Genomic DNA, 25,301 nt, shown 5'->3' on the forward strand with positions numbered 1-25,301 from the left:
CGTGGTGTATTGAAACAATGAGACCTTTATGACAAGAAAGAAAATACTTGGCTCGCATGTAAAGCGCCTGCTGTCTGGCGTGTCGGACCATGGCCGCAAGCACTTGACGGAGGTGGAAACCGACCTGGTGCAGACCGGCATCTTGCTGGAAGAGGCGATCGAGAAGCTGTCCTTCAATTTCATGGCGATACACGCAGCCGTCGCTGCGCAGCAAGATACCATCGCCCTGTTGCTCGACGGCGGTATTCCAGCCGAGCAGCAGCGGGAAAAATTGCTGGCATTGCAGGATGAGGTGGGGGGCTATGTGAATGCCGCCATCACCAGCCTGCAGTTCCAGGACATGACCAGCCAGCTGATCGAGCGCACCTTGAAGCGCGTGACGGGCTTGCGGGAGTTCCTCGGAACCCTGGGCGAGCATGGCGCGGAGATGTTGCCGGAGAGCGACAATGAAGAAATTGTCGCCTTGCTGGGGCGGGTCAGCATGGCGCTGGCGATTCAAAGCCTGGAGTTGCGCAGCGTGCTGCGCAAGGCTGTCAGTCAACAGCATTTGGAAAGTGGCGACATCGAGCTGTTCTAGCATGCCAGTGCGGAACGCTTGTGGTTGCATGGATTGATTAATCAAATACTCGGGCAGGATGCCCGGAATAAGTGGGAGCAAAGATGGCCAAAACGATACTTGCAGTGGACGATTCCAGCTCATTGCGCCAGATGGTGGCGTTCAGCCTGAAAGCCGCCGGTTACCAGGTGGTGGAGGCCGTCGACGGCCAGGATGGACTGGAAAAAGCCAAGCTGCAAACCGTGGACCTGGTATTGACGGACCAGAACATGCCGCGCATGGATGGCCTGGAGCTGATCAAGCTGCTGCGCGAACTGCCGACCTACCAGAAGGTACCCATCCTGATGCTGACGACGGAGTCGTCGGACGAGATGAAGTCGAAGGGACGTGCCGCCGGCGCCAATGGCTGGCTGGTCAAGCCCTTCGATCCGCAACGCCTGATCGAAGTGGTCAAGAAGGTGATCGGCTGATGCCAGCCGCGCAGCACAACGATGCAATTGACGGAGTCACCCTATGACCATCGATATTAGCCAGTTTTTTCAGGTCTTTTTCGATGAGGCCGAAGAACTGCTGGCTGAAAAAGAACGGCTGCTGCTGGCCGTTGATATTGCGGCGCCCGACGCCGAAGACCTGAATGCCATTTTCCGCACCGCCCATTCGATCAAGGGCGGCGCATCGACGTTCGGCCTCTCCGACATGAGCGAGGTGACGCACATCCTCGAGTCGCTGCTCGACCGTATCCGCCAGGGCCAGATGGCTCTGACGGCGGAACACGTCGACGCCTTTTTGGCGGCCAAGGATATCCTCAAGATGCAGCTCGACGGCCATCGCCTGGGCAGCGCCGTCGACCAGGATGCCGTGGCCAATGTGCGCATGATGCTGCAGTCGTTTTCGCAGGATGTGCCCGTGGCCGCGCTCACGCCCGTCGCGCCAGCCTTCCATACGGCGGAAAAGGCCGCCGTCAGCCATGCCGGCGGCCATCGCATCCGCCTGGAACTGCCGGCAATGGAGCCGCGCGAAGTCGATGCGCTGGCGGCCGAACTTGGCTTGCTGGGCGACGTCGCCGTGTCGACCTTGCCCGACGCGCGCAAGGTGCTGGAAGTGACGACGCATGAAAGCCTGGACGATATCCTGGCCATCTGCTCGTTCGTGCTCAACCCGGACGACATGGTGATCACGCAGGCGCCGCCACTGGCGCCAGGCGAAGCCGATGCGGCCCGCGCGGCGCAGGAAAAAGCCCAGGGCTACGGTTTCTTCGACCCGCTGCCAGGCGCGCCTGGTGCGCAGGGTCAAGCCGATCCTGGCTATGGCTTTTTCCAGCCGCTCGAAGATATCCGCGCCGCCGCCGGCGTGCAGAGCGACGCCGAACAGGGCTATGGCTTCTTCCAGCCCCTGGAACAGATTCGCGCCGATGCGGCCAAGGCGGGCAACGCCAGCGCTGCCGCCGCGCCGGCCGTGGCCAGCGCCGTGGCCGAAGCGGAGCAGGAAAAGAAACCAGCCAAGAAAGAGGGCGACAAGGCCGGCGCAGAATCGTCGTCGATCCGCGTCTCGATCGAAAAGGTCGACCAGCTGATCAACCTGGTGGGCGAACTGGTGATCACGCAGGCGATGATCGAGCAGCGCGCCAGCGCGCTCGACCCGATGCTGCATGAAAAGCTGCTCGACAGCGTCAGCCACCTGACGCGCAATACGCGCGACTTGCAGGAAGCGGTGATGTCGATCCGCATGATGCCGATGGATTTCGTCTTTTCGCGCTTCCCGCGCATGGTGCGCGACCTGGCCACGAAACTGGGCAAGAAGGTCGATTTCATCACGAACGGCGCCGCCACGGAACTGGACAAGGGCCTCATCGAGCGCATCGTCGACCCGCTCACGCACCTGGTGCGCAACAGCATCGACCATGGCGTGGAAATGCCGGCCGCCCGCGTGGCAGCCGGCAAGACCGAGGCGGGCCGTTTGTTCCTCTCGGCCAGCCACCAGGGCGGCAACATCATCATCGAAGTGTCCGATGACGGCGCGGGATTGAACCGCGAGCGCATCCTGGCCAAGGCAGCGCAGCAAGGCCTGGACGTGTCCGAGACGATGAGCGACGCCGACGTGTGGCAGCTGATCTTCGCGCCCGGCTTTTCCACCGCCGAAGCGGTCACCGACGTGTCGGGCCGCGGCGTGGGCATGGATGTCGTCAAGCGCAATATCAGCGCTATGGGCGGCGTCGTCGACATCCGTTCGGCGAAGGGTTTCGGCACGACGATTTCCATCTCGCTGCCGCTGACCCTGGCCATCCTGGACGGCATGTCGATCCGCGTCGGCGACGAAGTGTATATCTTGCCGCTGGGCTTTGTCATCGAATCATTGCAGCCGGCCGTTGAGGATATCAAGGACATCAGCGGTAAAGGCCAGGTGGTGAAGGTGCGCGGCGAATACCTGCCTTTGATTCCGCTGTACCAGATGTTCGACATCGCGCCGCGCTTTACCAGTCCCTCGGAAGGCATTTGCGTGATCCTCGAGACGGAAGGGCGCAAGGCGGCCCTGTTCGTCGACGACCTGGTGGGGCAGCAGCAAGTCGTGGTGAAAAACCTCGAATCGAATTACCGCAAGGTGGTGGGCATTTCCGGCGCCACCATCCTGGGCGATGGCGGCGTGTCGCTGATTCTCGATGTCGCCGCCCTGATCCGTTCTTCTCGCCAGCTGGCCGACGAGTCCATTTTTTCGTAATACCGATAGATAAAGATAGGAAAACGCACCATGTCAGATACTCAACAAACATCCGGAAGCAATGCGGGCGACGGCAAGGACATCGCCGGCCGTGAATTCCTGGCCTTCACGCTGGGCTCCGAAGAGTACGGCATCGATATCCTGAAGGTTCAGGAAATCCGCGGTTACGAAGCGGTCACCCGCATCGCCAACGCGCCAGAATTCATCAAGGGCGTGATCAACCTGCGCGGCATCATCATCCCCGTGGTCGACATGCGCATCAAGTTCAACCTGGGCACGCCCGTGTACGACCAGTTCACGGTCGTGATCATCCTGAACATCGGCGGCCGCATCGTCGGCATGGTGGTCGACAGCGTTTCCGACGTCACCACTCTGACGCCGGAGCAGGTGAAACCGGCGCCAGAAATGGGTACCGCCTTCTCGACCGACTACATGATCGGCCTGGGCACCATCGACGAGCGCATGCTGATCCTGGTCGATATCGACAAGCTGATGTCGAGCAGCGAGATGGGCCTGATCGACAAGCTGGCGGCGTAAGCGGCCGCATGGCAGCAAGGCGGCGCCCGGTGCGCCGCCGTTTTGGCACGCAAAGAATCACTACAGATATGCATGTACCGGCGCGAGCAGAGGCGCGCCGGCAGGCTGCAAGGTCCGTCAGAGACCAGGCCACAACACGGCGCCGTCCGGTTGAACGGGCGCCGTTCACATAAATATTGGAGACTGTAATGAGTTTGCGCGATTTCAAGATAGGCACCCGGCTGGGGATAGGTTTTGGCAGCATCCTCGCCATCCTGGTGGTAGTGATCGTTTCGGCGAATGCACTGAATTACCGTAACAAGGCCCAGTTGCTCACGGGCCTGGAGCTGGCAAGCGAAAAGAATACGCAGGCATCGCTGATGAAAAGCGCGATGCTGGAAACCGGTATCGCCATGCGCAATATCGGCCTGCAGGGCGATGTGGGCCTGATGCAGGCGGAAGAGGGCAAGGTGCGCGAGCAGCGCAAGCTGTACGACGGCGCGCGCGGCAAGCTGTCCAGCCTGGGCCTGTCCGAGGGCGAGAAGGCGCTGCTGGCCAATATCGCCAAGGTCGACGGCGATGTCGATGCGGCCTTCAAGGAAGCGATGGGACAGGTGCTGGCGTTTAACAGCGAGGGCGCGGCGAAGGTGATTGCCACCCGCATCGACCCCTTGAACAAGACGACGCTGGCCGATATCAACAAGCTGCTCGACCTGCAGCACGTGGCGCAGCAAAGCTTCATGGACGACTCGCTGGCGGCCGATGCGCGCCTGATGACGGTACTGTTCATCCTGGGCGGCGCGGCGGTGGCGATCGGCGCCTGGTGCGCCATCTTCATCACGCGCTCGATCACGGTGCCGCTGTCTGGCGCGCTGGCCGTGGCGCAGAAGGTCGCTGCCGGCGAGCTGACGTCGCGCGTGGTGGTCGAAGGCAAGGATGAAACGAGCGCCTTGCAGCAGGCGCTCAAGGACATGAACGAAAGCCTGGTGCAGACGGTCAGCGACGTGCGCAATGGGACGGACACCATCACCGTGGCGTCGCGCGAGATCGCCAGCGGCAATGCGGACCTGTCGGCGCGCACGGAAACGCAGGCCAGTTCGCTGGAAGAGACGGCATCGTCGATGGAAGAGCTGACATCGACCGTGAAGCAGAACGCGGACAACGCGCGCCAGGCCAACCAGCTGGCCGTGTCGGCATCGTCGGTGGCGGAGCAGGGCGGCAAGGTGGTGGCGCAAGTGGTCGATACCATGGGTTCCATCAAGGACAGTTCGCGCAAGATCGTCGACATTATCGGCGTCATCGACGGCATCGCGTTCCAGACGAATATCCTGGCATTGAATGCGGCCGTTGAAGCGGCGCGCGCAGGCGAGCAGGGACGGGGCTTTGCGGTGGTGGCGTCGGAAGTGCGCAATCTGGCGCAACGCTCCGCTGGCGCGGCGAAAGAGATCAAGGGCCTGATCGGCGACTCGGTCGACAAGGTCGATGCCGGCAGCCGCCTGGTGGACGAGGCGGGGCAGACCATGGGCCTGATCGTCACGTCGATCCGGCAGGTGGCCGACATCATGGGCGAGATCACGGCGGCAACGCAGGAACAGAGCCACGGCATCGAAGAGGTCAACCAGGCCATCGCGCAGATGGACCAGATGACGCAGCAAAACGCGGCGCTGGTCGAGGAGGCGGCGGCGGCGGCTGAAAGCATGCAGGACCAGGCGCAGAAACTGGCCGACGCCGTCAGCATCTTCAAGCTCGATGGCGAGAGCGCGGCGCAGGCGGCTATGCCCGTGCCCGCGCCAGTAGTCAAGGCGGCGGCGCGGCCGGCGCCGAGCGTGGCGGCAACGACACGGCGGTTGGCGACGACGGCGCAAGCCGGCACGCCACCGCCCGCGAAAAAGCTGGCGGCGGCCGGCGGCGACGATTGGGAAGAGTTCTGACGCCAACCCGGTCCCGCTAGTTATACTTGCAAAGGCATTGGTCAGAGTAGTCATAGAGAGGTAAAAACAAAATGCCGCAAACTAAAACGGATTCGGTCAAGGAATTTGATTTCACTGGCAAGGACTTCGAACGGGTCCGCGCCATGATTTACAAGCGGGCCGGCATCGCGCTGGCCGACAGCAAGCAGGAGATGGTCTACAGCCGCCTGGCGCGGCGCCTGCGCGCGACCGGCATTTCCTCGTTCGTCCGTTACCTGGACGACCTGGAAGCTGGCCGCATGGGCGACGAGTGGGAGGCGTTCACGAATGCGCTGACGACCAACCTGACGTCGTTCTTCCGAGAGGCGCATCACTTCCCGCTGCTGGCCGAGCATGTGAAAAAACTGAGCGGGCCGATCACCATCTGGTGTTCGGCCAGTTCCACCGGCGAGGAGCCGTATTCGATCGCCATGACGGTGTGCGAGGCGTTCAATACGCTCACGCCGCCGGTCACCATCATCGCCACGGACATCGACACGAACGTGCTGGCCACGGCCGCCAATGGCGTCTACAACCTGGACCGGCTCGACAAGATGCCGGCCGACCGTGCGCGGCGCTTTTTCTTGCGCGGCAAGGGCGATCGCGAGGGACAGGTGCGGGTGCGCCCGGAACTGCGCCAGATGATCACTTTCAAGCCGCTCAACCTGCTGGCCGACAGCTGGCCATTGACAGGCCAGTTCGACGTCATCTTTTGCCGCAACGTGATGATTTATTTTGACAAGGCGACGCAGCGCAAGATCCTGTCGCGCTTTGTGCCGTTGATGAAGCCGGATGCCCTGCTGTTTGCGGGCCATTCGGAGAATTTCCTGTACGTGTCGGATTCATTGAAGCTGCGCGGTAAAACAGTCTATGAGCTCGATCAGCCTCGGGGCGCCGCGCCCAAGGCATCGTCGCATCGTACATGAGAGTGAAATATGAGCCTGGAATCCAAAGAGCAATTTGCCACTAACGTCTATTACGACAGGACGTTCAATTGTGACGCCGCCAAGATCTTGCCTGGTGAGTATTACTTTACCAACAAGGACATGCTGATCGTCACCGTGCTCGGCTCCTGCGTCTCGGCCTGCATCCGCGACCGCGTCACGGGCCTGGGCGGCATGAACCACTTCATGCTGCCCGATGGCGGCAGCGATCCGAATAGCCCGATTTCCGCGTCGATGCGTTATGGCACCTACGCCATGGAAATCCTGATCAACGATTTGCTGAAGGCCGGCGCGCGGCGCGAGAACATGGAAGCGAAAGTGTTCGGCGGCGGCGCCGTGCTGCGCGGCTTCACGGCGATCAACGTGGGCGAGCGCAATGCGGCCTTCGTCATCAATTACCTGAAGGCGGAAAAGATGCGCGTGGTGGCGGAAGACCTGAACGACATCCACCCGCGCAAGGTGTATTTTTTCCCCCGCAGCGGCAAGGTGCTGGTGAAAAAGCTGATGCAGACGCATAACGATACGCTGGTACGCCGCGAACTCGATTACGCCAGCCGTTTGAAAGTTGCGCCGGTGGGCGGCGAGGTCGAACTGTTCTGATAACACCAGAGCAAACCTGCTGCGCGTCGTGCTTTGCGGCCTGCGGTGGTTTTGTCCGGTGTACTAATTTAATAAAGAAGAAGGGCCGCAAGGCCTGGAAGGATAACTATGAAGATCAAAGTATTGATCGTGGATGATTCGGCGCTGATCCGCAGCGTGATGACGGAAATCGTGAACAGCCAGCCCGACATGGAAGTGGTGGGCGCGGCGCCCGATCCGCTGGTGGCACGCGAGATGATCAAGCAGACCAACCCCGACGTGCTGACCCTCGACGTCGAGATGCCGAAGATGGATGGCCTCGATTTCCTGGAAAAGCTGATGCGCTTGCGTCCGATGCCGGTATTGATGGTGTCGTCGCTGACCGAACGCGGCTCTGAGATCACCATGCGCGCGCTGGAACTGGGCGCCGTCGATTTCGTCACCAAGCCGAAGATTTCCATCCAGAGCGGCATGCGCGAGTACACGGACATGATCGCCGACAAGATCCGCGCCGCCTCGAAGGCGCGTATCCGCGCGCGCACCCTGCCGTCGGCCAGCGACAAGGTGGCTGCACCGCTGCCTGCGCTGCGCAGCCCATTGACGTCGAGCGAAAAGCTGATCATCGTGGGCGCGTCCACAGGCGGCACGGAAGCGATCCGCGAATTTCTCATGCAGATGCCTTCCGATTGCCCCGGCATCCTGATCACGCAGCACATGCCGGAAGGCTTTACACGCTCGTTTGCGCGCCGCCTCGATTCGCTGTGCAATATCTCGGTGCAGGAAGCGGCAGGCGGCGAACGGGTACTGCCGGGCCACGCCTATATCGCGCCCGGCCATTCGCACCTGACTCTGACGCGCAGCGGCGCCAATTACATGACCAAGATCGACCAGGGCGAGCCGGTGAACCGCCACCGCCCGTCGGTCGATGTGCTGTTCCGTTCGGCCGCGCAATCGGCCGGTAAAAATGCCGTTGGCGTGATCCTCACCGGCATGGGCAAGGATGGCGCGCAAGGCATGTTGGAGATGAAGGCCGCAGGAGCGTATAATTTTGCGCAGGATGAAGCCAGTTGCGTGGTGTTCGGCATGCCGCGCGAGGCGATCGCTGTCGGTGCTACGCATGAGGTCGGCGCTTTGACGGCGTTGCCTGGCATGGTGCTGGGACACCTGGCTGCGCATGGCATGCGTGCTTTGCGCGTGTAAGCCACGTTTTATATGATCTGAGGCAAGTTTGTTCGCCTAAAAGCAACGAAAATGCTATCCTACAACTTGCTGCCGTAGTGTCGACCATAATGTCGGCATTCATGTCGATATTATTAACAAACCGCTACAGAAACAACGGAGTTATTCATGGCTGATCCAAAGATGAAATTTTTAGTCGTTGACGATTTTTCGACGATGCGCCGCATTGTCCGGAATCTGTTGAAGGAACTGGGTTATGCCAACGTCGATGAGGCGGAAGACGGCGTGATGGGCCTGGCCAAGCTGCGCGCGGAATCGTACGATTTCGTCGTTTCGGACTGGAACATGCCAAACATGGATGGCCTGACGATGCTGCAGCATATCCGCGCCGATCCGGCACTGGCCAAGCTGCCCGTGCTGATGGTGACCGCCGAAGCGAAAAAAGAAAACATCATCGCCGCCGCGCAAGCTGGCGCCAGCGGTTATGTCGTCAAGCCGTTCACGGCCGCGACCCTCGATGAAAAGCTGAACAAGATTTTCGAGAAGCTGGAAAAAGCCGGCGCTTAATCCAGGTTTGACCGTTATCAAAAAAAACGCTGCCAGTGCGAATTGGCAGCGTTTTTTTTGTCCGCAAAAAACTCAGACCAGGCCACCATTCGCGCGTAACGTTTGTCCATTCACCCAGCGGCCATCCGGTCCTGCCAGGAAAGCCACGGCGGCGGCGATATCGTCCGGCGTGCCCAGCCGTTCCAATGGCGCCATCTTGCCCATGCGCTGTATCGTTTCTTCCGTCTTGCCGTTCAAGAACAGGGCAGTGGCCGTGGGGCCGGGGGCGACGGCGTTGACGGTGATGTTCTTGCCGCGTAATTCCTTGGCAAAGATATTTGTCATCGTCTCGATGGCCGCCTTGGTGGCGCCGTAGACGGCATAGCCGGGCAGGGCCAGGCCAATCACGCTGGTGGAGAAGTTGACCACGCTGCCGCCGTGGCGCAAGCGCGTCGCCGCCTGGCGCATGGTGTTGAAGCTGCCCTTGACGTTGATGGCGAACAGGCTGTCGAAGGTGGCGTCGTCCGTGTCGGCCAGGGCCGGCAGCGCGGGCGGCATGATGCCGGCATTGTTGACCAGTACGTCGATGCCGCCATAGGCTGCTTCTGCCGCATCGAACAGCGCTTGTACCTCGCCCGCGTCAGCCACGTTGGCCTGGACGGCGATGGCGGCGCCGCCGCCGGCCACGATGGCCGCCACCAGCTCATCCGCCGCATCCTTGCCGCTGGCGTAATTGATGATGACCTGCATGCCGTCGCGTGCCAGGCGGCGGGCGATGGCCGCGCCGATGCCGCGCGAGGCGCCTGTGACGATGGCGACCTTGGTGGGGGTGGATGTGGTGTTCATGGCTGCTCTCCTGTCGTGGTGGGAAGCCCGCATGCTGTCGCTGCGAGCCAGTGCAGCCATTGTGATCTTTATTGGTTCATGGATAAAGATAGTCTTGATAGTTTTAGTGTGCAAATTTTATTAACAATTGTTCTCGGCCAAGTTGATATGGACAGGCAAGATCCCGCCGAGCATAAGTCATTGCGCAAAAGAATGAAATATTTCCTAAAGTTAACTTTACACGTCAAATAATTTGGCCCATGATCGCTGCAGTATTCCACCTCTGTCCCCGACCCCGACAAGAAGGAGCGCACGATGCGCCGAGCACCCGTATTATTTTTTGCACTGAGCACGGCCCTGTTGGCGGCCTGTGGCGTGAGCCTTGAACAAACCGCCGTTGCGCCTGTCGCGTCTGTCGAAATGCAGGAACCGGCCGCGCCGTTGCCTGTCGAAGCTGATGGCCGGCATGCATATCTGCACCGCGTGGGCGGCCATGATTATGTCAGTCTGAGCCAGAATGACCCGGAGGGCGGCTTGCCGATACTCACGGGCACGCAGCGCCATGCGCGCGCCATCCGCCTGCTGGCGGCGGATCCGGCCCAGGTCCGGGCCATCCTGCGCAGCCTGAGGCTGCCTGCGCACCAGCGCAAGCTGTGGGCGGGAGAGGAAATCGTGCTCGATGCGGCCAGCTACGACATGTTGCAAGCGGCACGCGGCAGCAACAAGCCGCTGTTTGCGGAACTCAAGCTGGTGGGGATGGAGAAGTAAGAAAAAGCAACGGGGCCGAATGGCCCCGTCGAGGTGACGCTTGGAGATGGCGCTTAAATTTCCAGGTTGTCGATCAGGCGAGTCTGGCCCAGCTTGGCGGCAGCCAGCACCACCAGCGGTTCGCCGGCGGCCAGTTCGGTGGCGTTTGGCGCCTGCAGGTTGGCGCGCTTGCGCACGGCGATGTAGTCCGATTTCCAGCCGCGGCTGTTCAATAGCTGCATGCTGGCCTGTTCCAGTTCAGCGACAGCCAAGTTACCCTTGCGCACTTCCTCGGCGACGAAATTAAGGCCCTTGAACAGTTCCGGCGCTTCCGCCCGCTCGCTTTCCGACAGATACATATTGCGCGACGATAAGGCCAGGCCATCGTCTGCGCGGTAGGTTTCGGCGGCGATGATTTCCGTCGGCAGCGCGAACTGGCGCGCCATGTTGCGGATGATCATCAACTGCTGGTAATCCTTCTTGCCGAACACGGCTACGCGCGGACCCACGCACGAGAACAGCTTGGTGACGACCGTGCACACGCCTTCGAAGAAGCCGGGACGGAATTCGCCTTCCAGGGTATTGCCCAGGTCATCGGGCGGACGCACGCGGTATTCCTGCGGTTCCGGGTACAGTTCCTTTTCCGTCGGCGCGAACAGCACGTACACGCCTTCCTTTTCCAGCTTGGCGATGTCGGCCGCCATGGTGCGCGGATATTTCTCGAAGTCTTCGTTCGGGCCGAATTGCAGGCGGTTCACGAAGATCGAGGCGACGACGGGGTCGCCATGCTTGCGCGCCAGGCGCATCAGCGACAGATGGCCTTCGTGCAGGTTGCCCATGGTGGGGACGAACGCCGTGCGCAGCTGTCCGCTGAGCTGGTCGCGCAATTCTTCGATGTCGGAAATAATTTTCATGGATTGCTTTCGCTAAAACCCCGTTGTACGGTGGTCAGTGACAAAGGGAAGGATATCAGGCGGGCGAATACGCCAGCCGGACGTAGATGGGGGCAAACGGTTCTGCCTGCGTGATTTCGATCAGGGTTTCCTTGGCCAGTTCCAGCAGGGCCACGAAGTTGACCACCACCACGGGCACGCCGCCGGCAATGTCGAACAGCTCGCTGAATTCGACGAAGCGCGACGACTGCAAGTGGCGCAGGATGCTCGACATGTGCTCGCGCACGGACAGTTCCTGGCGGCTGATGCGGTGATGCTGGGTCAGCTTGGCGCGTTTCAGCACGTCGAGCCACGCCTGCTGCAAGTCCACCGGTTCCACGTCGGGCCAGGTGGGCGTCAGGCTTTGCTCGATGAAAATCTGCGTGCGCACGAAATCGCGCTCGAACTGCGGGATGGCATTCAGGTCGTAGGCGGCCAGCTTGATCTGCTCGTACTCGAGCAGGCGGCGCACCAGTTCGGCACGGGGGTCGCCGCCATCTTCCTCGACGTCGCTCTTGCGCGAAGGCAAGAGCATGCGCGACTTGATTTCGATCAGCATGGCGGCCATCAACAGGTATTCTGCGGCCAGTTCCAGGTTGCGCACGCGGATCTGGTCGACATATTTCAGATATTGCAGGGTTACCTGCGCCATCGGAATATCGAGAATGTTGAAGTTTTGCTTGCGGATCAGGTAGAGCAGCAAGTCGAGCGGGCCTTCGAAGGCTTCGAGGAAGATTTCCAGCGCGTCCGGCGGAATGTACAGATCCGTCGGCATGCGCATCATCGGCTCGCCATACAGGCGGGCGATGCCCAGCGGGTCGGCGGCGGGCGCCGCGTCCGTTACCTTTGTTGCAGGGTCGCCGCTGCCGTCGCCTTCAGCGACAGGTTCGGGCGACTCGATGACTGCGCCGGCGCCGGGAGCATCGGCTTCCGGCGTGACTGCAGACTCTTCAGGCAACATCGTGCCGGTTCCAGATATTAGTTCTTGTTCTGGTAAACGTAAGCCTGTTGCTTGACGGCCGACGCCAGCTGGCGTTCCTGCTCATCGATGCTGACGGCCGGCTTGTCCCACAGCAGGGCGCGGCCCGCTTGCTGGCCCGCTTCCATGCCAGGATTCTTGGCCTTCAGCTCAGCGATGAACAAGGTGTGGTCGGATACGTAGTTGTTGTGTTTTGCAGGCAGTTTCATATTCTCTTCTGAGTGTCTTATCGGTAAGGTCAGCCGGCCGTATTTTACCGCGCCGTGCCGCTTGGCGGGTTGTTGTATCGGCAAGTCCGGGGCGAAATTGCTAAAAATCAATAACGCAACAAACGCCGCATCACCATCGGCGCCGGTTCGGCGGGGTTGGCGTGCGAATATTCCAGTTCTTCGGCCAGGTCGAATTCGAAGGCCGCATAAAAATCGATCAGCTTGCGCTGGTCGCGCCGCACGGCCAGGCGCAATTCCTCGGCCTGGCACGACAGGCCGTGATGAATAATGGCTTCCAGCAAGTGCTGCGAAACGTGGCTGCCCCGGTAGGCGGGCAGCACGCCCATGCGTGAAATCTTCCAGATGGCGGGGTCGCTGTCGAGCGGCATCCAGCGCAGCGAGCCGGCTGGAATGTCGTCGATCAGCAACAGAAAACCGCCGCCGTGGCGCAATTGCTCTTCCACCTGCTGCGCCGTCTCGTGGTGTCCACTGGACGAGGCGGCCACCTTGCCGGCCCACGCGGCGCGGGTCAGCTCGGCCATCAGCTGTGCATCGGCATTCGTTGCTTCGCGCACCACGATATTCATCATCGGTCCTTGTGGTGGCTTAACGGATGCGCATGCCAGGTTCGGCGCCTGGCCACGGGTTCAGGATGTAGATGCCTGGATTCGCTTTCTCGTCGGCGGCGGAGGCGGCCATGACCATGCCTTCCGAAATGCCGAACTTCATCTTGCGCGGCGCCAGATTGGCCACCAGCACCGTCAGCTTGCCGACCAGCTCTTCCGGCTGATAAGCCGAGCGGATGCCCGAAAACACATTGCGCAAGCGGCCTTCGCCCGCATCCAGGGTCAGGCGCAGCAGCTTGTCGGAGCCGTCCACCAGCTCGCAGTTGACGATCTTGGCGATGCGCAAGTCGACCTTGAGGAAGTCGTCGATCTTGATTTCGGGCGCAAGATCCTCGATGGCGGAGGCCGGTGTTTCAGCGACCGCTGCGGCGTCGTTCGCGGCGTCGCCAGCCGGTGCGGCAATGGCAGCGGCCGCTTGCGGCGCGTCAAACAGCGCTTCGATCATCTTCGCATCCATGCGCGTCATCAAGTGGCTGTAGGCGCCGATGGTACGGCCCAGCATGCTATTCGAGACGGCGTCGCCGAACACTTGCGTATCGGCCCAGGTGAATTCGGCGTCGTTGAGGAACGAGGCCACGTTCTTCGCCACGCCCGGCAGGACAGGCGACAGCAGGATCGTCAGCTGGCGGAACAGGATCAGCGCCGTGGTGCACACGTCGTGCAGTTCGGCCGTCTTGTCCGCGTCCTTGGCCAGGATCCACGGTTTGTTTTCATCGACATACTGGTTGGTGATATCGGCGATTTCCATGATCTCGCGCAAGGCCTTGCCGAATTCGCGGTTCTCGAAGTGCGCGGCGATGCTGGCCTGGCGCTCGACGATGACGCCGTTGACGTCCACCGTCAGCGCGCGGTTGATCCAGCTTTGCGCGCCTTCCGACAGCGATGACGCCAGCTTGCCGTCGAAACGCTTGGCGATGAAGCCGGCGCAGCGGCTGGCGATGTTCACGTACTTACCGATCAGGTCGCTGTTCACGCGGGCCACGAAGTCGTCGCCGTTGAAGTCCAGGTCTTCCACTTTCGAGTTCAGCTTGAAGGCGATGTAGTAGCGCAGCCATTCCGGGTTCATGCCCAGGTCCAGGTAGCGCAGCGGCGAGATGCCCGTGCCGCGCGACTTCGACATCTTTTCGTTGTTGACCGTCAGGAAGCCGTGAACATTGACTTTCAGTTTGTCGATCACCGGATGGCCGGCAAATTTCAGCATGGCGGGCCAGAACAGCAAATGGAAGGAAACGATGTCCTTGCCGATGAAGTGGATCTGTTCCGTGGCCGGGTCGTTCAAGAGGGCGTCAAAATCGAGGCCTTTCTTGTCGCAATAGTTTTTCAGGCTGGCCAGGTAGCCGACGGGCGCGTCCATCCACACATAGAAGAACTTGCCCGGCGCATCGGGAATCGGGATGCCGAAGTAGGGCGCGTCGCGCGAGATATCCCAGTCGGCCAGCTTTTCGCCCGCTTCGCCCAGCCATTCGCTGACCTTGTTGACCATTTCAGGCTGCAAGCGGCCTGGCGTGTTGAGCCAATCCTTGAGGAATTCGAAGCAGCGCGGGTCGGACAGCTTGAAGAAATACTGTTCCGACGGCTTCATCACGGGCGTCGCATTGGTAAACACGGAGAACGGGTTGACCAGGTCGGTCGGCTGGTAGGCCGCGCCGCACACTTCGCAATTGTCGCCGTACTGGTTCTTGGCGCCGCATTTCGGGCATTCGCCCTTGATGTTGCGGTCGGCCAGGAACATGCCTTTCACCGGATCGAAGAAGCGGTCAACGGTTTTCGTGACGATCAGGCCCGTATCGCGCAGCTTGCGGTAGATCGATTGCGACAGGTCGACGTTTTCCGGCGAATCGGTCGAGTACCAGTTATCGAAGGCGATATGGAAGCCATCGAGGTACTGGGCGCGGCCGGCGGCGATATTCGCGACGAATTGCTGCGGCGTGATGCCTTCCTTTTCGGCGGCGATCATGATGGGCGTGCCATGCGTATCGTCGGCGCCCACAAAGTGCACTTCACGGCCGGCTGCGCCATCGCGTTGCATTCGCTGGAACCGGACCCAGATATCAGCCTGGATGTATTCCATGATGTGGCCAATGTGAAAAGCGGCGTTTGCGTAAGGCAGGGCAGTGGTGACGAACAGCTTGCGAGTCATGATTGATGCACTTTTGGGATGGATAATAGGACATTTTAACAGCGGAAAGGCAATATGAGCAGATGCAGCGCCGGCAAGTGCTGCTTTTGCCGCCATCGCGCCCTGCAAATTTGCGCTAGACTGCGCGTATTGCACATATGTAGTACACACGGAGATTTACATGAGCATCACAGTAGAAGACGTCAAGGCCGCGCTGGCCCAGGTTATTGATCCAAATACACATAAAGATTTCGTTTCCAGTAAAACAGTCAAGAATCTGAAAGTCGATGGCGATGACATTTCCCTCGACATCGAGCTGGGCTACCCCGCAAAAAGCCAGATCGACCTGATTCGCAAATCCGTGCTGGCCGCCCTGCGCGTGCTGCCGGGCGTGGGCAATGTCAGCGTGGGCGTGTCGTCAAAAATCATTTCGCACACGGTGCAGCGCGGCCTGAAGCCGATGAGCAACGTGAAAAATATCATCGCCGTCGCTTCCGGCAAGGGTGGTGTTGGCAAATCGACCACGGCGGTCAACCTGGCCCTGGCCCTGGCAGCCGAAGGCGCCACCGTCGGCATGCTGGACGCCGATATCTATGGCCCGTCGCAGCCGATGATGCTGGGCATCAGCGGCCAGCCGAAGACCCTGGACGGCAAGAGCATGGAGCCGATGGAAAACCACGGCCTGCAAGTGTCGTCGATCGGCTTCATGATCGATCCGGACGAGCCGATGGTGTGGCGCGGCCCGATGGTCACGCAAGCCTTGCAGCAATTGCTGGACCAGACCAACTGGCGCGACCTCGATTACCTGATCGTCGACATGCCGCCGGGCACGGGCGACATTCAGCTGACGCTGTCGCAGAAAGTGCCCGTCACGGGCGCCGTCATCGTCACGACGCCGCAGGACATCGCGCTGCTGGACGCGCGCAAGGGCTTGAAAATGTTCGAGAAGGTCGGCATTCCTATCCTCGGCGTGGTGGAAAACATGAGCACGCACATCTGCTCGAACTGCGGCCATGCGGAAGAAATCTTCGGCGCCGGCGGCGGCGCGAAGATGTGCGCGGACTTCGGCGTGGAATTCCTCGGCGCCTTGCCGCTGACCATGGCGATTCGCCAGCAGACGGATTCGGGCACGCCCACCGTCGTGGCCGAGCCGGAAGGCCCCGTCGCCGTGATCTACAAGCAGATCGCCCGCACCATCGCCATCAAGGTGGCGGAAAAGGCGAAGGATATGACGAGCAAGTTCCCTAGCATCGTCATCAAGAACGATTAAACGTCGGATGTGGCGCTCCCATGCGCCAGTGTCAGCAGGAATATGGTTTCATGCAGTCCGTGTTGTTATTAAACAAGAGGAGACATCATGCAATTGACCACCGTATTCCTGCGCCAGGCCGCAGCCGTAATCGCCGGCAGCCTGCTGGCCGCCAGCGCGTTTGCGCAATCCGTTTCGTTCGTCGAGCCCGTCGATGGCGCGACAGTGACGAGCCCGTTCAAGGTCAAGTTCGCCGTCAGCGGCATGGACGTCAAGCCGGCCGGCGACATGACGGCAAAGACGGGCCACCATCATTTGCTCATCAATATGGGGCCGATGAAGGCGGGCGAGATGATACCCATGGATGACAAGCATTTGCATTTCGGCAAAGGACAAACGGAAACGGACGTCACCTTGCCGCCGGGCCAGTACACCCTGACCATGCAGTTCGCCAACGGCGCGCACCAGTCGTATGGGCCGGAGTTGAGCAAAAGCATCAAGGTGACGGTCAAGTAAGTCCGGCATTTTCATCTGTTTCGGCAAAGGCCGGGTTCCAGCGATGGAGCCCGGCTTTTTTTATGGTATTGCTTTTTGTCATCATTGCGTCATATAGTCGGCGTATGCTGCCCGGTGGCCTAACTTTTGATGAGCGGATATGACGAAACATTTCTCCCTTTCCCGGCAACTGGCGCAGGCGCTGCTGCTGGTCGCTGGCGTGGCGGCGTGCCAGGCGCATGCGGCCAAGGCCGTTGCTGCCGCTTCCGCCGCCGTGGCGCAACCTAAGCTGGTAGTCGTGCTGGTGGTGGACGGCTTGCCGCAAGAGCAGGTGACGCGCTACCGCGACCAGTTCGGCCAGGGCGGTTTCCGCCGTCTGCTGGAGCAGGGCGCGTGGTTCAGCGATGCCCACCAGGCGCATGGCATCACGGTCACCGCCATCGGCCACTCGGCCGTGCTGTCGGGTGCCTATCCGTACCAGCACGGCGTGATCGGTAATAACTGGATCGATCCCGTCACGAAAAAATCCGTGTATTGCACCGAAGATGGCAATTTCCATTACATCGGCGAAGACACGCAGCCCGATGATGGCACGGCGCCGACGAAACTGCGCGTGAGCACCCTGGGCGACGAGCTGCGCTATTCCACGGGCGACCAGGCCAAGGTCGTCACCGTGTCGGGCAAGGACCGCGGCGCCATCCTGCTGGCCGGGAAAACGGGCACGGCCTATATGTACATGGAAAAGACGGGCAATTTCGCCAGCAGCACCTATTACATGCAGCAGCATCCGCAATGGGTGCAGCGCTACCAGGCTGCCAAACCGCAGGACCGCTACTATGGCAAGAGCTGGACGCCGCTGCTGGCCGATTCGGCCTATGCGCGGGACGCCCGTGATGATCTTGTGGCGGCCAAGCCGGGCACGCGCAACACCTTCCCGTTCGCCTACTACAGCGACAGCGGCAAGCTCGATGGCGAGTACTACAGCCGCTTGAAGTCCGGCCCCTTCCTCGATGAACTGACCCTGGAATTCGCGCGCGCCGCCATCGATGGCGAGAACCTGGGCCGCAACCCGGCCGGCGTGCCCGATATCCTCGGTGTGAGCCTGTCAGCGCACGATTACGTGAACCATGCCTACGGCCCGGAAAGCAAGATGTCGCACGACCACCTGCAGCGCCTGGACCGCATGCTGGCCGGCTTCTTTGCCGACCTCGATAAAAAAGTCGGCATGGATAACGTGCTGGTGGTGTTGACGGCCGACCATGGCTTTGCCAACGTGCCGGAATTCGCCGAAACGCGCGGCTTCTCGGCCAAGCGCATCGATGGCGCCAAACTGGTCGATGCCTTGAACCGGCACCTGGCGACAAACCTGGGCATCGATAAACTGGTGACGACGTCGTCGCTGCCGAACATCTACCTCGATTACGCCCTGGCGGAAAAGAGCGGCGTCAACCGCGCCGCCCTGGAAGACGCGGCGGCCCGCTTCCTGCTGCAGCAGGACGGCCTGGCGCAAGTCTACACGCGCACGCAGATGGAAGCGGGAGCCGTCGCCACGCGCATGGACACCCTGATGCGCCGCGCTTGGAACCGCCAGCTGTCGGGCGACCTGATGGTCGTCACAAAGCCGGCCTGGTACTTCGGCAAGGGCAGCGGCGGCACCTCGCATGGCACGCCCTATACCTATGACACCAACGTGCCGCTGATGGTCTTCGGTCCGCGCTGGATCAAGCCGGGCGCGTATGGCCAGTACGCGGAAGTGGTCGATATCGCGCCGACCCTGGCCCATCTGCTGCGCATACGCCAGCCGTCGGCGTCGGAAGGGCGGGTGTTGACGGAAGCGGTGCGGTAGGTCGGATTAGCGGCGAAGCCGCGTAATCCGACAACATCGTTGGTCAAGCCGCTTACAGCAGCCAGTCGATCGGCAGCACCGACAGAATCGCCACCCCCATGCGCTTCCACACGCTGGTGCCCGGTTCCGTGTCGTAGCGCGTGGTGGCACCGCTGGCGTCGCGCGCGAGCCAGTACAGCGCGCCGTCGTCGCCAAGCAGCACCTGGTAGGCGCGCTGCGGGATCGTGGTGCGCATGGCTTGCCCCAGCTGGCTGGCCAGCGCGGGGCTGTCGATGACGAGGCCCATTTCCGTGTTCAATTCGATCGAGCGCGGATCGAAGTTGAACGAGCCGACAAAGATGCGCCTGTCGTCGACGGCAAAGGTCTTTGCATGCAGGCTCGATGCGGAGCTGCCGAAGCGGCCCGGCTGTTCGCGCGCGTCGCCCCGTTCCCACGAACGGCGCGACTCGTACAGCAGCACGCCCGCTTCCAGCAGCGGCTTTCTCCACTTCGCATAGCCGGCATGCACGGCCGCCACGTCGGTCGCTTCCAGCGCATTCGTCAGGATGCGCACGCCCACGCCTTTTCTTGCCAGGTCGGCAAAGGCTTGCGTGCCCGATTTGCCGGGCACGAAATACGGCGACACCAGGTCCACTTCCTTTTCCGGCACACCCAGCAGGTTTTGCAGGTTGTCCGCCACGCCCGTGCCTGGCCGGGCCTTGTCCAGCACCTTGGCCGGGTCGTCGCTGACCATGCGCGTCTTGGCCCATTCGAAGGGCAGGGTGCGTTCCATCATCTGCTTGACGAAGGGCGAGGTGCGCAGCGCCTGCACGTATTCCTCGGCCGCCTTGGTATCGTCGATGCGGTCCGCTTCGGCGGCGATGGTGGCCGCGTCGCCCTCGACAGGGCTGGTCAGCAGCAGTCTGGCGGGGTAGGCAGAGGCGCTGTTCCAGTAGCGGTCGAAATCCTGCGACACTTCGTCGACGACGGGGCCGATGGCCAGCACGTCAAGGTCGGCAAACAGCACGTCGCCGGCCGCGCCAAAATATTCGTCGCCCACATTGCGCCCGCCGACGATGGTGGCCTGGTTATCGGCCGTGAACGATTTGTTGTGCATGCGCCGGTTGAGGCGGGAAAAATCCGCGGCAAAGGCCAGTGCGCGCGGCGCGCGGGGAATGAATGGGTTGAACAGGCGGATCTCCAGATTCTGCTGCTTGCCCAGCATCGTCAAGGTCTGGTCCAGGCCCGCCGTGTTGTTATCGTCGAGCAGCAGGCGCACGCGCACGCCCCGCTCCGCTGCCTGGCGCAGGGCGTCGAACAGCAGTGTGCCCGTGATGTCCTTGTGCCAGATGTAGTACTGCACGTCCAGGCTGCGCTGGGCGGCGGCGGCCAGCAGGGCGCGCGCGGCAAAGGCGTCGCGCCCATCGACCAGCGGATAAATGCCGGACACGCCCGGATGCTGCGCCGCCATGGGCGCAATGGCCGTGGCCAGCTGGGTATGTGCCGTATCGGTGATGATGCTGGAGGGAGTGCGGCTCTCCAGCGAAGGCAGTGAAGCGCAGCCGGCGAGGACGGCGGACAGCAGCAGGGGCAGCAGCAGCCGGGTGGCGCTGCGGAAGGGGAGTGCTTGGGCGGGCATGGCGGGCTTTCATCGAGTTGCCCCGATGTTAGCAGATGCGCATGCCCGCACGCGGCGCGGTTTTAGAGTTGTTCCAGCGCGATCAGCTCGGCCACCGTCTGGCGGCGGCGGATCAAGCGGGATTGTTCTCCGTCGACCAGGTATTCCGCCGCATGGGGGCGGCTGTTGTAGTTCGACGACATCGACGCGCCATACGCGCCCGCGCCTTCGAACACCACGTAGTCGCCCACCTGTGCTGCCGGCAGCTGCCGGGTTTCCACCACGCCGCCATCGCGCTGGGTAAACACGTCGCCCGATTCGCACAGGGGGCCGCCGACGACGGTGGCGCGCTGCGTGTCCAGCGCGCGGCCGTCATGCGCGATCACCGACATTTCATGGTAGCTGCCGTACATGGCAGGGCGCATCAGTTCATTGAAACCCGTATCGAGCAAGGTGAAATGGTTGCCGCCCATTTGCTTGGTGGCGCGTACTTCGGCCACCAGCAAGCCCGCGTCGGCCACGAGGAAGCGACCCGGTTCGATTTCCAGGTGCACGCGATGGCCCAGGTGCGCCTCGATCTGCTTGCGCGCCGCATCCCATAGCTGGAAGTAGTGGTCCGTGTCGACGGGCTGCTCACCTTCGCGGTAGGGCACGGACAGGCCGCCGCCCGTGGAAATGGCTTCGATATCGTGGCCCATGTTTTTGACCAGGTCGACCATGGTGCCGCAGACGGTTTCCAGGTGGCTGTAGTCGACGCCCGAGCCGATGTGCATGTGCAGGCCTACCAGGTGCAGGCCATGTGCGCGGATGACGGCCAGCGCCTCCGGCAGCTCTTCATGCCAGATGCCGTGCTTGCTGTTTTCGCCGCCCGTATTGGTCTTGTTGCTGTGGCCATGACCATAGCCTGGATTGATGCGCAGCCAGACGCGGTGGCCGGGCGACACGGGACCCAGCTGGCGCAGCATGTCGACGGAGCCGCAATTGACTTCGATCTTCGCCGCCGCCACGCGCGCCAGGGTGGCGCGGTCAAACAGGTCGCAGGTGAACACCACGCCGGCGGCGCCGTTCGTTTGCGCCGGCGTAAAGCCTGCCTGCAGCGCGCGCTCGATCTCGCCCAGCGACACGGCGTCTACGTGCACGCCCGCTTCGCGCATCAAGGTCAGCAGGTGGATGTTCGAATTGGCCTTTTGCGCGAAGCGCACGGTGTCGAACTGCGCCAGCTGCGCCACGCGCGCGCGGATGGTGGCCGCGTCATACACCCACAGGGGGGTGCCGTGTTCCTGGGCGAGTTGGGCGAGGGTGGCGTCTGGCACTGGTTTCATGGTGTGGTCTTTGTCATATGATGGGTGGCGTCGGATTACGCGGGCTTTGCCCGCTAATCCGACCTACGATGCTGGCCATGATGCGGGTTTTCTTTGTAAACATAAAATATCTATTTAAGCCTGCCTTATTCATTTATGATATGGCCATGACTATCTCCCTGCGCCATATCGAAGTCTTTCGCGCCATCATGACGACGGGCAGCGTGACGGCCGCCGCCGCCATGCTGCATACGTCGCAGCCCACCGTCAGCCGCGAACTGGCGCGCCTCGAGCATTTGACGGGCTTGATCCTGTTCGAGCGCGAGCGGGGGCGGCTGCGTCCCACGGCCCAGGCGCTGCAGCTGTTCGAGGAAGTGCAGCGCGCGTATTTCGGCCTCGAGCGCATCGTCAGCACGGCGGCGGCCCTGCGCCAGTTCGACCAGGGACAGTTGTCGATCGCCTGCCTGCCCGTGTTTTCCCAGTCGCTGCTGCCGCAGGCGTGCAAGCGCTTCGTCGCCGATTTTCCCAAGGTGAGCATCAGCATCACGCCGCAGGAGTCGCCGCTGCTGGAAGAGTGGTTGTCGGCGCAGCGGCACGATATCGGCCTGACGGAAGTGGGCAATGCGCCGCCGGGCACGGCGCTCGACACCCTGATGTCCGTCGATGAAGTGTGCGTGCTGCCGGACGGCCATGCGCTCGCCAGCAAGACCGTGCTGCAGCCGGCCGATTTCGCGGGCCAGCCTTTCATCAGCCTGGCCGCCGTCGACCCCTACCGCCAGCAGATCGACGCCATCTTCGCGCAGGCGGGCGTGGAGCGGCGCATGGCGCTCGACACGCACAGCGCCGCCTCCGTGTGCGCGATGGTGCGCGAAGGCGTGGGCCTGGCCATCGTCAATCCGCTCACGGCCCTCGACTATGCGGGGCAGGGCTTGCAGATCCGCCGCTTCGCCGTGTCCCTGCCGTTCACGGTGAATCTCGTGAAACCTTTGCACCGGCCCCTGTCGCAACTTGTCGCCCTGTTCGAGCAGGCGCTGCATGCGCAGGCGGACGAAGTGAAAAGGCGGCTGCTGCAGCTGTGACGGTGCTTGTGGAGCGGCGGCGGTCAACAGAGTAAAATGGCGTTTTACTTATTCAAGCCTGATTACTTCGATGACCACAACCGCTACTCCCGTCCGTACCCGTTTCGCTCCCAGCCCGACCGGCTATCTGCACCTGGGCGGCGCCCGCACCGCTTTATACAGCTGGGCGTATGCCCGCCACTTCGGCGGCACCTTCGTGCTGCGCATCGAAGACACGGACGTGGAGCGTTCCACGCCGGAAGCCGTGCAAGCCATCATCGAAGGCATGAAGTGGCTGGGCCTGGACCACGACGAGGGCCCGTTCTACCAGATGCAGCGCATGGACCGCTACCGCGAAGTAGTGGCACAGATGCTGGCCGAAGGTACTGCATATCACTGTTACTCGTCGCCGGAAGAAGTCGAAGCGATGCGCGAGCGCATGCGCGCCGCCGGAGAAAAGCCGCGCTACGACGGCACCTGGCGTCCGGAACCGGGCAAGACCCTGCCGGCCGTGCCTGCCGACCGCAAGCCCGTCGTGCGCTTCAAGAATCCGCTCGATGGCGACGTGACGTGGGATGACGTGGTCAAGGGCACGATCACGATTTCCAACCGCGAACTGGACGACCTGGTGATCGCCCGCCCGGACGGCACGCCGACGTACAACTTCTGCGTGGCCGTCGACGACTGGGACATGCAGATCACGCACGTGATCCGCGGCGACGACCATGTCAACAACACCCCGCGCCAGATCAACATCCTGCGCGCCATCGGCGCACCGCTGCCCCTGTACGGCCACCTGCCGATGATCCTCGGTGCGGACGGCGAAAAGCTGTCGAAGCGCCATGGCGCCGTCAGCGTGATGGATTATCCGGCGCAAGGCTTCCTGCCGGAAGCGATGCTGAACTACCTGGCGCGCCTGGGCTGGAGCCATGGCGATGATGAAGTGTTCTCGACCGAGCAGTTCTGCGAGTGGTTCAACCTGAACCATCTGTCGAAATCGGCGGCCCAGTTCAACAATGAAAAACTGGCCTGGCTGAACAACCACTATATCAAGCAGGCCGACAACACGCGTCTGGCCGACCTGGCGCGCCCGCAAATGGCCGCCGCCGGTGCCGTCTTCGAAGGCGCGCCAGACTTGGCGCAAGTGCTGGGCATGATGAAGGAGCGCGCCAACACGGTCAATGAACTGGCTGCCGCCTCGATGCTGTTCTTCCGCGAGCCGCAGCCGGAAGCGGAACTGGTCGCGCAGCACATCACGGATGCCATCAAGCCCGTGCTGGCGCAGTTTGCCGAGCGCATCGCCACGGTGGAGTGGAGCAAGGAAGCCGTCGCCGCCATGATCAAGGAAGTGCTGGCCGCGAACACCATCAAGATGCCGCTGCTGGCCATGCCTTTGCGCCTGATCCTGACGGGCCAGTTGCAGACCCCGGCCATCGACCAGGTAGTGGTGATGTTCGGCCGCGACACCGTGCTGGCGCGCCTGGCAAAGTGGTTGTAAGCATCGCGATTAAATCGTCGTAAAAGAGAGTGCGGAAACCGCCCCTATGAAAAGTTGCTCATAGACGAAAAAGGGTATTTGCAGAGTGAAACTTCTTTGCTATACTCTTGTTTCTGCACCAACGGGGGTATAGCTCAGCTGGGAGAGCGCTTGCATGGCATGCAAGAGGTCAGCGGTTCGATCCCGCTTACCTCCACCAGCAGCAAAATCGCAGTCAGGTTTTGTTAGTCGTTGAAGTGGTGCAGTTGTTGTTTGGAAGTTCCGCGGTCCCCATCGTCTAGAGGCCTAGGACATCACCCTTTCACGGTGAGTACAGGGGTTCGAATCCCCTTGGGGACGCCAGGTAGTTGTGGTATAGTAGTGGCAGTTGTTTGTACTGATTGTTGTAAGTTCAGACCCGTAAAAAGCGGAATCTGGATGGAAAGCAAGTAGTGGAACAAAGTCGCCAAGTGCGGCTTTTATTATTTCTGCGCCCGGGGGGTATAGCTCAGCTGGGAGAGCGCTTGCATGGCATGCAAGAGGTCAGCGGTTCGATCCCGCTTACCTCCACCAACAGCGCAGGAGTAAAGTGGTAAAACTGTAGTGCCGAGGTCCCCATCGTCTAGAGGCCTAGGACATCACCCTTTCACGGTGAGTACAGGGGTTCGAATCCCCTTGGGGACGCCAGTTCAGTCTGGTGTTGTAGTTGTAAAGAAGTAGCAGTGTTTCTGCGCCCGGGGGGTATAGCTCAGCTGGGAGAGCGCTTGCATGGCATGCAAGAGGTCAGCGGTTCGATCCCGCTTACCTCCACCAACAGCGCAGAAACTGGTAGGTAAGGTAGTGAATAAATCAAAGTC

At 61.6% G+C, this 25,301-nt stretch carries 23 protein-coding genes and 5 tRNA genes; 20 read left to right on the forward strand and 8 right to left on the reverse strand.

What is annotated here, in order from left to right:
* Positions 1–28: 28 nt before the first annotated feature.
* The 9 genes from BLT98_RS17965 to cheY all read left to right on the forward strand — a co-directional run bounded on the left by BLT98_RS17965 (position 29) and on the right by cheY (position 9,005).
* Complete coding sequence (locus tag BLT98_RS17965; protein ID WP_034758366.1) at positions 29–577, forward strand: hypothetical protein; 549 nt, start codon at positions 29–31, stop codon at positions 575–577.
* 83 nt (positions 578–660) lie between these two features.
* On the forward strand, positions 661–1,026 hold the full coding sequence (locus BLT98_RS17970; protein ID WP_034758362.1) for a response regulator: 366 nt from the start codon (positions 661–663) through the stop codon (positions 1,024–1,026).
* A 43-nt stretch (positions 1,027–1,069) separates the two neighbouring features.
* Positions 1,070–3,271, forward strand: coding sequence for a chemotaxis protein CheA (gene cheA / locus BLT98_RS17975; RefSeq protein ID WP_092610128.1), 2,202 nt, complete (start codon positions 1,070–1,072; stop codon positions 3,269–3,271).
* 30 nt (positions 3,272–3,301) lie between these two features.
* Positions 3,302–3,808, forward strand: a complete 507-nt coding sequence (locus tag BLT98_RS17980; protein ID WP_034758356.1) for a chemotaxis protein CheW — start codon at positions 3,302–3,304, stop codon at positions 3,806–3,808.
* Positions 3,809–3,996: 188 nt separating this feature from the next.
* Positions 3,997–5,718 (forward strand): methyl-accepting chemotaxis protein, encoded by a 1,722-nt coding sequence (locus tag BLT98_RS17985; RefSeq protein ID WP_070278817.1) that lies wholly within the window; start codon positions 3,997–3,999, stop codon positions 5,716–5,718.
* A 71-nt stretch (positions 5,719–5,789) separates the two neighbouring features.
* The gene (locus BLT98_RS17990) at positions 5,790–6,662 is read left to right on the forward strand and encodes a CheR family methyltransferase (protein ID WP_034778025.1); all 873 of its coding nucleotides are present in this window, start codon (positions 5,790–5,792) and stop codon (positions 6,660–6,662) included.
* A 9-nt stretch (positions 6,663–6,671) separates the two neighbouring features.
* On the forward strand, positions 6,672–7,280 hold the full coding sequence (gene cheD / locus BLT98_RS17995; protein ID WP_034758343.1) for a chemoreceptor glutamine deamidase CheD: 609 nt from the start codon (positions 6,672–6,674) through the stop codon (positions 7,278–7,280).
* Positions 7,281–7,388: 108 nt separating this feature from the next.
* Positions 7,389–8,459, forward strand: coding sequence for a protein-glutamate methylesterase/protein-glutamine glutaminase (locus tag BLT98_RS18000; protein WP_092610131.1), 1,071 nt, complete (start codon positions 7,389–7,391; stop codon positions 8,457–8,459).
* A gap of 147 nt (positions 8,460–8,606) precedes the next feature.
* Entirely contained in the window at positions 8,607–9,005 is a 399-nt protein-coding gene (gene cheY / locus BLT98_RS18005; protein ID WP_010396677.1) for a chemotaxis response regulator CheY, read from the forward strand.
* Positions 9,006–9,077: 72 nt separating this feature from the next.
* On the opposite strand, the gene BLT98_RS18010 is transcribed toward cheY, so the two are convergent.
* The gene (locus BLT98_RS18010; RefSeq protein ID WP_170846421.1) at positions 9,078–9,830 is read right to left on the reverse strand and encodes an SDR family oxidoreductase; all 753 of its coding nucleotides are present in this window, start codon (positions 9,828–9,830) and stop codon (positions 9,078–9,080) included.
* A gap of 294 nt (positions 9,831–10,124) precedes the next feature.
* Between BLT98_RS18010 and BLT98_RS18015 the strand changes: the two genes are divergently transcribed.
* Complete coding sequence (locus tag BLT98_RS18015) at positions 10,125–10,577, forward strand: YajG family lipoprotein (protein ID WP_170846422.1); 453 nt, start codon at positions 10,125–10,127, stop codon at positions 10,575–10,577.
* Between the two features lie 53 nt (positions 10,578–10,630).
* Here BLT98_RS18015 and panC read toward each other — a convergent pair whose 3' ends face one another.
* The 5 genes from panC to metG form a co-directional block, all read right to left on the reverse strand.
* Positions 10,631–11,470: a pantoate--beta-alanine ligase gene (panC, locus tag BLT98_RS18020; RefSeq protein WP_092610137.1), complete on the reverse strand. Its 840-nt coding sequence runs from the start codon at positions 11,468–11,470 to the stop codon at positions 10,631–10,633.
* Between the two features lie 55 nt (positions 11,471–11,525).
* Positions 11,526–12,449 carry a segregation and condensation protein A gene (locus BLT98_RS18025; RefSeq protein ID WP_070278820.1) on the reverse strand — a complete coding sequence of 308 codons (924 nt, stop codon included), beginning with the start codon at positions 12,447–12,449 and terminating at the stop codon, positions 11,526–11,528.
* Between the two features lie 17 nt (positions 12,450–12,466).
* A complete protein-coding gene (locus BLT98_RS18030) occupies positions 12,467–12,676 on the reverse strand; it encodes a DUF3460 family protein (protein WP_034778041.1) in 210 nt (69 codons plus the stop codon).
* Between the two features lie 107 nt (positions 12,677–12,783).
* Entirely contained in the window at positions 12,784–13,263 is a 480-nt protein-coding gene (locus BLT98_RS18035) for a GNAT family N-acetyltransferase (protein ID WP_034778216.1), read from the reverse strand.
* Between the two features lie 19 nt (positions 13,264–13,282).
* A complete protein-coding gene (gene metG / locus BLT98_RS18040; RefSeq protein ID WP_092610140.1) occupies positions 13,283–15,442 on the reverse strand; it encodes a methionine--tRNA ligase in 2,160 nt (719 codons plus the stop codon).
* A 160-nt stretch (positions 15,443–15,602) separates the two neighbouring features.
* Between metG and apbC the strand changes: the two genes are divergently transcribed.
* From apbC to BLT98_RS18055, 3 genes are all read left to right on the forward strand, one after another.
* Entirely contained in the window at positions 15,603–16,691 is a 1,089-nt protein-coding gene (apbC, locus tag BLT98_RS18045; protein WP_034758315.1) for an iron-sulfur cluster carrier protein ApbC, read from the forward strand.
* An 87-nt stretch (positions 16,692–16,778) separates the two neighbouring features.
* Positions 16,779–17,186, forward strand: a complete 408-nt coding sequence (locus tag BLT98_RS18050; protein ID WP_034778045.1) for a DUF4399 domain-containing protein — start codon at positions 16,779–16,781, stop codon at positions 17,184–17,186.
* Positions 17,187–17,325: 139 nt separating this feature from the next.
* Positions 17,326–19,011, forward strand: a complete 1,686-nt coding sequence (locus BLT98_RS18055) for an alkaline phosphatase family protein (RefSeq protein WP_244517555.1) — start codon at positions 17,326–17,328, stop codon at positions 19,009–19,011.
* 52 nt (positions 19,012–19,063) lie between these two features.
* On the opposite strand, the gene BLT98_RS18060 is transcribed toward BLT98_RS18055, so the two are convergent.
* Positions 19,064–20,629, reverse strand: a complete 1,566-nt coding sequence (locus BLT98_RS18060; RefSeq protein ID WP_092610144.1) for a phospholipase D family protein — start codon at positions 20,627–20,629, stop codon at positions 19,064–19,066.
* Positions 20,630–20,691: 62 nt separating this feature from the next.
* Positions 20,692–21,930: a diaminopimelate decarboxylase gene (gene lysA, locus BLT98_RS18065; protein WP_092610147.1), complete on the reverse strand. Its 1,239-nt coding sequence runs from the start codon at positions 21,928–21,930 to the stop codon at positions 20,692–20,694.
* Positions 21,931–22,076: 146 nt separating this feature from the next.
* On the opposite strand from lysA, the gene BLT98_RS18070 reads away from it, so the two are divergent.
* The 7 genes from BLT98_RS18070 (at position 22,077) to BLT98_RS18100 (ending at position 25,257) form a co-directional block, all read left to right on the forward strand.
* Positions 22,077–22,988 (forward strand): LysR family transcriptional regulator, encoded by a 912-nt coding sequence (locus tag BLT98_RS18070; RefSeq protein WP_034778051.1) that lies wholly within the window; start codon positions 22,077–22,079, stop codon positions 22,986–22,988.
* Between the two features lie 70 nt (positions 22,989–23,058).
* Positions 23,059–24,465 carry a glutamate--tRNA ligase gene (gene gltX, locus BLT98_RS18075; protein ID WP_092610151.1) on the forward strand — a complete coding sequence of 469 codons (1,407 nt, stop codon included), beginning with the start codon at positions 23,059–23,061 and terminating at the stop codon, positions 24,463–24,465.
* Between the two features lie 123 nt (positions 24,466–24,588).
* Positions 24,589–24,664, forward strand: a tRNA-Ala gene (locus BLT98_RS18080).
* A 67-nt stretch (positions 24,665–24,731) separates the two neighbouring features.
* Positions 24,732–24,807 (forward strand) — tRNA-Glu (locus tag BLT98_RS18085).
* A gap of 134 nt (positions 24,808–24,941) precedes the next feature.
* Positions 24,942–25,017: transfer RNA gene (locus BLT98_RS18090), tRNA-Ala, on the forward strand.
* Positions 25,018–25,055: 38 nt separating this feature from the next.
* Positions 25,056–25,131: transfer RNA gene (locus BLT98_RS18095), tRNA-Glu, on the forward strand.
* Positions 25,132–25,181: 50 nt separating this feature from the next.
* Positions 25,182–25,257: transfer RNA gene (locus BLT98_RS18100), tRNA-Ala, on the forward strand.
* Positions 25,258–25,301: the final 44 nt, after the last annotated feature.

The sequence above is a fragment of the Janthinobacterium sp. YR213 genome, from assembly GCF_900099875.1.
Taxonomy (GTDB): domain Bacteria; phylum Pseudomonadota; class Gammaproteobacteria; order Burkholderiales; family Burkholderiaceae_D; genus Janthinobacterium; species Janthinobacterium lividum.